The sequence below is a fragment of the Streptomyces chiangmaiensis genome (assembly GCF_036281785.1).
GTDB lineage: Bacteria > Actinomycetota > Actinomycetes > Streptomycetales > Streptomycetaceae > Streptomyces > Streptomyces chiangmaiensis.
The window spans coordinates 1-7,066 of record NZ_JAYWVC010000304.1 but is presented as its reverse complement, the minus strand read 5'-3'; the positions used below and the strand labels follow the sequence as shown (position 1 = coordinate 7,066).

The 7,066-nt window shown below is 66.8% G+C and carries 9 protein-coding genes and 1 pseudogene; 5 read left to right on the top strand and 5 right to left on the bottom strand.

All coding sequences use genetic code 11. The annotated features are described in order from the left end of the window. Positions 1–59: 59 nt before the first annotated feature. Both VXC91_RS40720 and VXC91_RS40715 read right to left on the bottom strand, forming a co-directional pair. Positions 60–350, bottom strand: coding sequence for a hypothetical protein (locus VXC91_RS40720; protein ID WP_329512403.1), 291 nt, complete (start codon positions 348–350; stop codon positions 60–62). Between the two features lie 295 nt (positions 351–645). Continuing rightward, positions 646–1,197 (bottom strand): SMI1/KNR4 family protein, encoded by a 552-nt coding sequence (locus tag VXC91_RS40715; protein WP_408057598.1) that lies wholly within the window; start codon positions 1,195–1,197, stop codon positions 646–648. Between VXC91_RS40715 and VXC91_RS40710 the strand changes: the two genes are divergently transcribed. From VXC91_RS40710 to VXC91_RS40695, 4 genes and pseudogenes are all read left to right on the top strand, one after another. Further along, positions 1,117–2,010, top strand: a complete 894-nt coding sequence (locus VXC91_RS40710) for an IS4 family transposase (protein ID WP_408057597.1) — start codon at positions 1,117–1,119, stop codon at positions 2,008–2,010. The genes VXC91_RS40715 and VXC91_RS40710 overlap by 81 nt on opposite strands. Positions 2,011–2,031: 21 nt before the next feature. Next, complete coding sequence (locus VXC91_RS40705) at positions 2,032–3,294, top strand: IS701 family transposase (protein ID WP_408057596.1); 1,263 nt, start codon at positions 2,032–2,034, stop codon at positions 3,292–3,294. Between the two features lie 227 nt (positions 3,295–3,521). After that, the gene (locus VXC91_RS40700; RefSeq protein WP_329512401.1) at positions 3,522–4,139 is read left to right on the top strand and encodes a GNAT family N-acetyltransferase; all 618 of its coding nucleotides are present in this window, start codon (positions 3,522–3,524) and stop codon (positions 4,137–4,139) included. Between the two features lie 54 nt (positions 4,140–4,193). Continuing rightward, positions 4,194–4,804 (top strand): annotated as a pseudogene (locus VXC91_RS40695) (IS5 family transposase); the annotation flags it as partial. A 21-nt stretch (positions 4,805–4,825) separates the two neighbouring features. Here the strand turns inward: VXC91_RS40695 and VXC91_RS40690 are convergent. Beyond that, on the bottom strand, positions 4,826–5,116 hold the full coding sequence (locus tag VXC91_RS40690) for a hypothetical protein (RefSeq protein ID WP_408057599.1): 291 nt from the start codon (positions 5,114–5,116) through the stop codon (positions 4,826–4,828). A gap of 184 nt (positions 5,117–5,300) precedes the next feature. Between VXC91_RS40690 and VXC91_RS40685 the strand changes: the two genes are divergently transcribed. Next, positions 5,301–5,504, top strand: a complete 204-nt coding sequence (locus VXC91_RS40685; RefSeq protein WP_329512400.1) for a hypothetical protein — start codon at positions 5,301–5,303, stop codon at positions 5,502–5,504. 78 nt (positions 5,505–5,582) lie between these two features. Here the strand turns inward: VXC91_RS40685 and VXC91_RS40680 are convergent, their stop codons facing one another. Together VXC91_RS40680 and VXC91_RS40675 are read right to left on the bottom strand one after the other, a co-directional pair. Further along, positions 5,583–6,107 (bottom strand): AAA family ATPase, encoded by a 525-nt coding sequence (locus VXC91_RS40680; protein ID WP_329512399.1) that lies wholly within the window; start codon positions 6,105–6,107, stop codon positions 5,583–5,585. A 29-nt stretch (positions 6,108–6,136) separates the two neighbouring features. Beyond that, a protein-coding gene (locus VXC91_RS40675) for an IS5 family transposase (RefSeq protein WP_329512398.1) occupies positions 6,137–7,017 on the bottom strand; the annotation gives its coding sequence in 2 pieces (ribosomal slippage) (positions 6,137–6,654 and positions 6,654–7,017; 882 coding nt in all). Positions 7,018–7,066 lie beyond the last annotated feature (49 nt).

The window sequence follows — 7,066 nt, the reverse complement described above, 5'->3', positions numbered from 1 at the left end:
GACTCCGCCGACCTCAGCACGTGCCATCTGGACGGGTCCGCGGACACTCACGATCCGGCCTAGCGGTCCGGGAAGGTGGCCACGATGCGCAGGACAATCCCGATCGAGAAGAGAACTGCCCCCACTATGAGCAGCTTCAGCGAGACATCGCCCGATGATGCGAAGAGGAAGAACAGGCAGAAGCAGAAGAAGCCGCATCCCGAAAAGATGTGGCCAAGCCCGTGGGCCACGGGGCGTAGGACCCGGCCTTGCTCCCATGGGTGGATCCAGCCGGTGGTGAGCCCCGCCACGCCCAATCCCACAATGCCCAGAGCGAAGGCCATAAACACCCATAGGACCACGTAGATCATCGCGCCTCCAGGCGGGCATCGTGCCACACGAACGTCCGTTCTGGTGACCTCATCACCTATGAAACTTGGGTGGTGAGGCGAGGCCGTCTGCGGGCCGTCCGAGGTAGACCAACGTTGACAGACGATGACAACCACCCAGGGGATCAGCGCAGGCCAGAGCGGTTGCGCTGGAGCATCGGCCCAGGTGAGAGACCGGCCGGTTCACTTCCAGAAGAACTGATCGAATGCCCCATGCGCCCCTGACTCGGTCATTGAAACTCCCGGCCAAAGTCACTACGCCGACCTTACGAAGCGCTCAGCAGGGAGTGACTTCAGGGTCGACTGGGGACAGTGCCCAGGGCTCCAATGTGCCGTTGCAGTACTCGGCGAGGAACTGGACCGCGCCACCCTCGTAATGCCACCAACCACCGTTCCGAGAGGCGATGGTGACGAGCCACTGCTGCGGGTTCTCCCCAGTCGTGCTCCAAAGAAACTTGTCGCCCTCGTTGGACTCCGCCCACGGCAGTAGACCGCCTGGTGCCGGATGCGGGCGCAGGCCGATGGACATGTCGGCCTCCCACCATTCCTGGATGCCCCCTTCAAGGTCATCGCGGATACCGCGAAGCCGGTAGTGCTCTTCGCCCGGTTCAGGAAAGCCGACGATGAGAAAGTCTCCGAGGGCGAAGGTCGGGTACCACTCTGCGAGACGCTTGTAATCGGCGGGCAGCATGGTGCCCAGGCTGTTTTCGAGCAAGGCCCAGTCGAGGACGGCGGGCTCTGATCTGCGGTGGTCGGCCAATCCAGGAACGGCGCGTTCCAACGCCGCGATCTTGACCGGCAGGCCTGCGGGGGCCGCCGGGGCCGACAGAGGGGGCTGCCGAACTCGCCGCAGCGCTGCAGGTTCTGGGCGCGGGCGAGCCGCGCATGCTCGGATACGGCGACGCCCCCAACCCGTCCTCGGCGCCCGGCCGGCCAGGCGGCGATCTGGAAAGCCAGGTCCCGGCTGGGGGTGGCGCCGTTGCGGCAGTTGTTCGCGCGGGTGTGCCGTCCAGTTGCCACACCGGACACTCAGGGCGCCTTCTACCGCGACTGGCGGCTGACCGCGATCGACGGCACCACATTTGACCTGCCCGACACGAAGGCGAACGTGGAGGCGTTCGGCCGTCCGCCCCGCTCCGGGCGCGATGAACAGGACGTCGGCTACCCGCAGTTGCGCATGGTCGGCCTGGTGGAGTGCGGTACCCACGCCGTCTTCGATGCTGCGATCGGAGCTCTGCGCACCGGAGAGCAGGCTCTGGCCCGGAGAGTCCTGGTGTCCCTGCGGCCGGGGATGCTGCTGCTGGCCGACCGTGGCTTCTACGGCGTGGACCTATGGTGCACAGCCGCAGCCACGGGGGCGGACCTGCTGTGGCGAGTCCGCAAAGACCTCGTGCTGCCGGTGGTCGAGCAGCTGCCGGACGGCTCGTATCTCACTGAGATCTTCGACCGCAGCGACATCCACCACACCCGTCGTGGGGTGCCAGTACGCGCGGTGGAGTACACCATCGCCGGCCATGAGGGCGTCTACCGGCTCATCACCACGATCCTCGACCCGGACAAGGCCCCGGCCGCGGAACGGGAGTTACCGGTATTGGCCCTAGTAGGGCTTTGTTACGTACCCCGGTTGATCATCCTGAGGTAGTCTTGTGATGTCCTGTCAGGTGTGACACCTGAGGAGATGGACGAGGTACGCCCCCGCCTGGAGGCGTTCGCAGCCGAGATGCTCGGCACGTTGAAGCGCCGCGATCAACGGGACAAGGGCGAGCTGTACGTGCGTGGGCTGATGCTGGACGGCAAGCGCAAGTCGATGCAGCCGATGGCTGAGCGCCTGGGTGTGAACCATCAACAGTTGCAGCAGTTCATCTCCTCTTCCACCTGGGACTACGTCGAAGTGCGGCGCCGGGTCGCGCGGTGGGCCGCGGCGCACATTGCCCCGGAGGCTTACGCGATCGACGACACCGGCTTCCCCAAGGACGGGTACGACTCGCCGGGGGTGGCCCGGATGTACTGCGGTGCTTTGGGCAAGCGTGGCAACTGCCAGATAGGCGTCAGCGTCAACCTGGTTGGCGACCACGCCTCGGCAGCGGTGGACTGGCGGCTGTTCATCCCCGACAGCTGGGACGATGCCACGGCCGGGGACGATCCGCTGCTGGGCGAGGCGATCCGCCGACGCCGCAAGCTGGCGGGCATCCCCGATCAGGTCCGCCACCGCGAGAAGTGGCGCCAGGCGTTGGAGATGCTCGACGAGGTCCGCGACGAGTGGGAGTTGCCGGACCTGCCGGTTGTCGCCGACGCCGGGTACGGAGATGCCACTGGCTTCCGCCTGGGCCTGAGCGAACGCGGTCTGCCCTACGCGGTGGCAGTTAAGGGCACTACCACTGCATACCCCGGCGATGCACGGCCCGAGCGCCCGCCCTATAGCGGCCGCGGTCGTCCACCCCGGTCGGCCTACCCGATGCCGCACAGCACGCTGCGCGCCCTCGTCCTGGCCGCCGGACGCGGCGCCGCCCGGACCATCACCTGGCGCAAGGGCACCAAGACCGGCCCGCGCAACCCGCGCGCCGATATGCGCTCGCGCTTCGTGGCCTTGCGCGTGCGCCCCGCCAACCGGGACATCCCCCGCACCGCCGACGGCTCCCTGCCCGAGTGCTGGCTGCTGGCCGAGTGGCCGCCCGGAGCAGCGGAGCCCACCGACTACTGGCTGTCCACCCTGCCCGCCGATACCCCACTGCGTGAGCTGGTACGGATTGCCAAGATCCGCTGGAGGATCGAGCACGACTACCGCGAACTCAAAGATGGTCTCGGTCTGGACCACTTCGAAGGCCGCAGCTACCTCGGCTGGCACCGGCACGTCACCCTGGCCGCCCTCGCCCAAGCCTTCTGCACTCTGCTCCGGCTCGACCCAAAAGTCCCTGCGCCGGCCTGACCCTCTACGCGGTCCTCCGCGAGTTACAGAAGATCCTGGCCACCTGGACCGGCGCATGCTCGATATGCGGCCAACCCGCCCCCGCACCCGCACCCCACCACAGGACCTAACAAAGCCCTACTAGGGACTGTCTCTCCGATCATGGGAGAGGGCTTGCATGGCGGTGGCTTGGTCGTGTGGCGGATAACGGGAGGACGCCCGGCGGGGTGACCGGACACAATGCGGCCATGGTTGACCACGTTCTTAGTGCTCCGCGTCCCGACTTCCTCCGCAAGCCCACGCTGAGGGGGGATGGGGTGCTGCTGCGACCGGTCACGGTGGACGACGTGCCCGAGCTCATGCCGATGTTCCGGGACGCGGAGGCATCACGGCTGACCGGCAGCCACGCCGACGGCGAGCCCGATGAGGCACGGATACGCACCTGGTACGAGACCCGCCGGGACCAGGACGACCGGTTAGACCTTGCCGTGGTCGAGCAGCCAACGGGGAAGGTCATCGGCGAGGCGGTGCTCAACGACTGGGCCCCGGGCAACGAAAGCTGCAGTTTCCGCATCTGTCTCGTTCCCGGCACCTATGGGCACGGCCTGGGGACGCAAGCGACCCGGCTGATCGTCGGATACGGCTTCGAGAAGCTGGGCCTGCACCGCATCTCGCTGGAGGTCTATACCTTCAACCCGCGGGCTCGCCGCGTCTACGAGAAGGTGGGGTTCGTCGCCGAGGGCGTCCTGCGCGAGGCGCTGCTGTGGGACGGCAAGCGGGTGGACGCGACGGTGATGTCGATCCTGGCGCCGGAATGGTTCCAGCACCACGGACGGCCGGAAGTAACTGGTCAGGCGCCGGTCTGACCGTGCCGCTGGTGTCAGGTCGCTCGTTGATCCGTTCATGATGAGCCGGGGGGACTGACAGACGCTGAGTGGGCTGTGCTGGAGCCGCTGCTGCCGGTGAGCAACAGCCGATGCGGCCGCTGGCGGGACCACCGCCAGGTGATCAACGGGATCATTCACCGGCTCAGCACCGGGGTGCAGTGGCGAGAACTTCCCGAACGCTTCGGTCCGTGGAAGACCATCCACAAGCGACATCTGCTGCGGTCGGCCGATGGCACCTGGGAGAGGCTGCTCCAGCACGTCCAGGCCGTTGCCGACGCCCAGGACGACATCGACTGGAACGTCAACATCGACTCCACCTCTGTGCGGGCCTACCAGCACGCCGCCGGCTCACCCACGAACCCGCCGCCGAGTTACTCAAAAGGGGCGCCGCGAAGATCAGCTCATCTGCGGCTCCGGCCGGAGGAGGCGGTGCGCCAGGCGAGGCCCTGGGCCGCTCCCGCGGCGGACTGACCGCGAAAATCCACCTTGCCGCAGAGGGCCGCTGTCGCCCGTTGTCTCTGCTTGTCACGCCGGGGCAGCGGGCGGACTGCACCCAATTCGAGCCGGTCATGGATAAGATCCGCGTTCCCCGCCTGGGCCTCGGGCGCCCCCGCCGCACCCCGGACAGCGTCTCCGCCGACAAGACACCCCATGCAGCTATGGGGTCAAGCAGCTGTTGCGAGCGATGGCTGTGCTGGCGGGGCGAAGGCGACCGCTTCGTCGAACCTCTGGCGGGTGGTCAGGCAGTGATGGAGCTGGCCGATCATGCGGTTGAACAGGTTGCGGAGGGCCGCGTGGTAGCGGTCGCCGGCTTCCCGTCGGCGGTTGTAGTGAGAATGGGCCCCGAGTGAAGCGGTGAGTGCGGCGAACGCCCAGTTCCGGCCGGCCGCGGCCAGGCGGCTGTTCTTGATCCGGCGGTGGCTGACGCGACGGCTCTTGCCCGATTCTCTCGTCACAGAAGCTCGCGAAACTTGCCACGTGAGACACCCTTTTAGGCTGGTCAGCAGCTTGAAGATTCTGAAGGCATGTAAGGCACGCTTCGCGCCCAAAGACACGCTGCCGGGGCGTGTTGAAGCGGTACGGACCGCCTGGGAGAGGCCGGATGTGGCGTGTGTTTGGGTGCCGAGAGCGAGGGCGGAAGTGCCCACTCGGCTGCCGGTGTTGAGGTCCTGGAGCGACCTGCGTGAGCGTGAGGTGTCGGTGCAGATCCGGCCGGGTGATCCGGTCCTGCTGGCCCCGGACTACCGGGTGGATGAGCTGATGACGCTGTACTTCAGCAGTCAGCCGTTTGCCGGGCGGGACCCCATGGAGAACTCGCGACCGTTGAATACGCAAGATCACTAGGGCCTGTCCGGCGGATCTTTCCGGGCTCGGCGCTCCTGGCGGCTGCGTTACTGGGCGGCACCAAGGTTGGCCGGACAGTCACGCGAGCGATGGCCACCGATCGGCGGCCCACTCCAGCCATCCTGACCACCCAGGAGGCGGACCTCCTACCTCATGTCCATCGAGTTCCGTGGCGTCGGGCTCCTCAAACAGCGTCCTCCAGTGCAAGAGGTCCGTCTCGCGCATCACGAAGGTCTGATCAGGGGTGGTCGACTGGCGATGGGCGATCCGAGCACGTTGGGTCTCATGGTCCACCGGCACGTACACGAGTTGACAGGACGCACCCCCAGACATCACCAACCAGCGGATCGCGGACCTCTCGTCACGAGACCAGCATCCGAAATCCAAGACCACGTTCGTTCCCAGCTTCAGCGCCTCCAGACCCAGCCAGAGCAGCCGTCCTTCCAGCACATCGCGCCTCCCGGCCGGCTGCGGATCACCGAACAGCGGGAGCATCCACTCATCCGGCGTCAGCCGCAGCGCGTTGTGCTCCTTGGCCAGCTGTCGAGCTCTCGTGGTCTTTCCGGCCCCGGGCAGGCCAACCGTCAGGAACAACGTCGTCACGCCCAGATCTTGTCACGAAGGCCAAGTGATCACGGCTTGAGCCAAAGGCGGATCGAAGCCAAGGTAACGGTGCCGTGGAAGACATAGGCGCGCTTGTCGAATCTCGTGGCCACCGCCCGGGAGTTCTTCAGCGCATTGATCGTTCGCTCAACTTCGTTCCTGCGCTTGTAGATCGTCTTGTCGAAGCCGACGGGCCGGCCGCCCTTGCTGCCGCGGCGGTGGCGGTTGGCCCGCTGGTTCTTCGGCTCGGGGATCGTGTGCTTGATCTGGCGTCGTCGCAGGTAGCGGCGGTTGCGGCGGGAGGAGTACGCCTTATCTCCGCCGAGATGGTCAGGCCGAGTCCTTGGACGCCCGCCGTCCAGCCGGGCGACACGGACACGCTCCATGACCGGGATGAGCTGCGGGGCGTCGCCCCACTGGCCCGGGGTGATCAGCAGGGCCAGTGGGCGGCGTCCACCCTCACCGGCGAGGTGAATCTTGCAGGTCAGGCCGCCCCGGGAGCGTCCGATTCCCTCATCAGAGCGGTGCTGCCGAGGCGTGCGTCTTTTCCCGGCAGCCTCGGAGGCTTCTTGCGTGCTCCGGCGGCGTGCTGGTGGGCCCGGCAGGAGGTGGAGTCCACGCTCACCACCGACCAGTCGATGCGGCCTTCCGCGTCAGCATCGGCCAGGACAGCCGCGAAGAGCCTGTCCCATGTGCCATCCGCTGACCATCGCCGATGCCGCTCGTACACGGTCTTCCACTTGCCGAAGCGCACAGGCAGATCTCGCCACGGCACCCCGGTCCGGTTCCGGTACAGGATCCCGTTGATGATCCTGCGGTGACTGCCCCAACGTCCCCCATGGAGCCCGGACTTCGGCAGATGCGGCTTCAGCCGGACCCATTCGTCTCTTGTGAGATCTCCCCGCCCCATGCACATGCCAACGAACCAAGACCGAGACGGTCACAAGATCCGCCGGACA

Coding starts and splice junctions, on each gene's coding strand:
- VXC91_RS40700 (WP_329512401.1), top strand. CDS start 3,522: ATGGTTGACCACGTTCTTAGTGCTCCGCGTCCCGACTTCCTCCGCAAG.
- VXC91_RS40720 (WP_329512403.1), bottom strand. CDS start 350: ATGATCTACGTGGTCCTATGGGTGTTTATGGCCTTCGCTCTGGGCATT.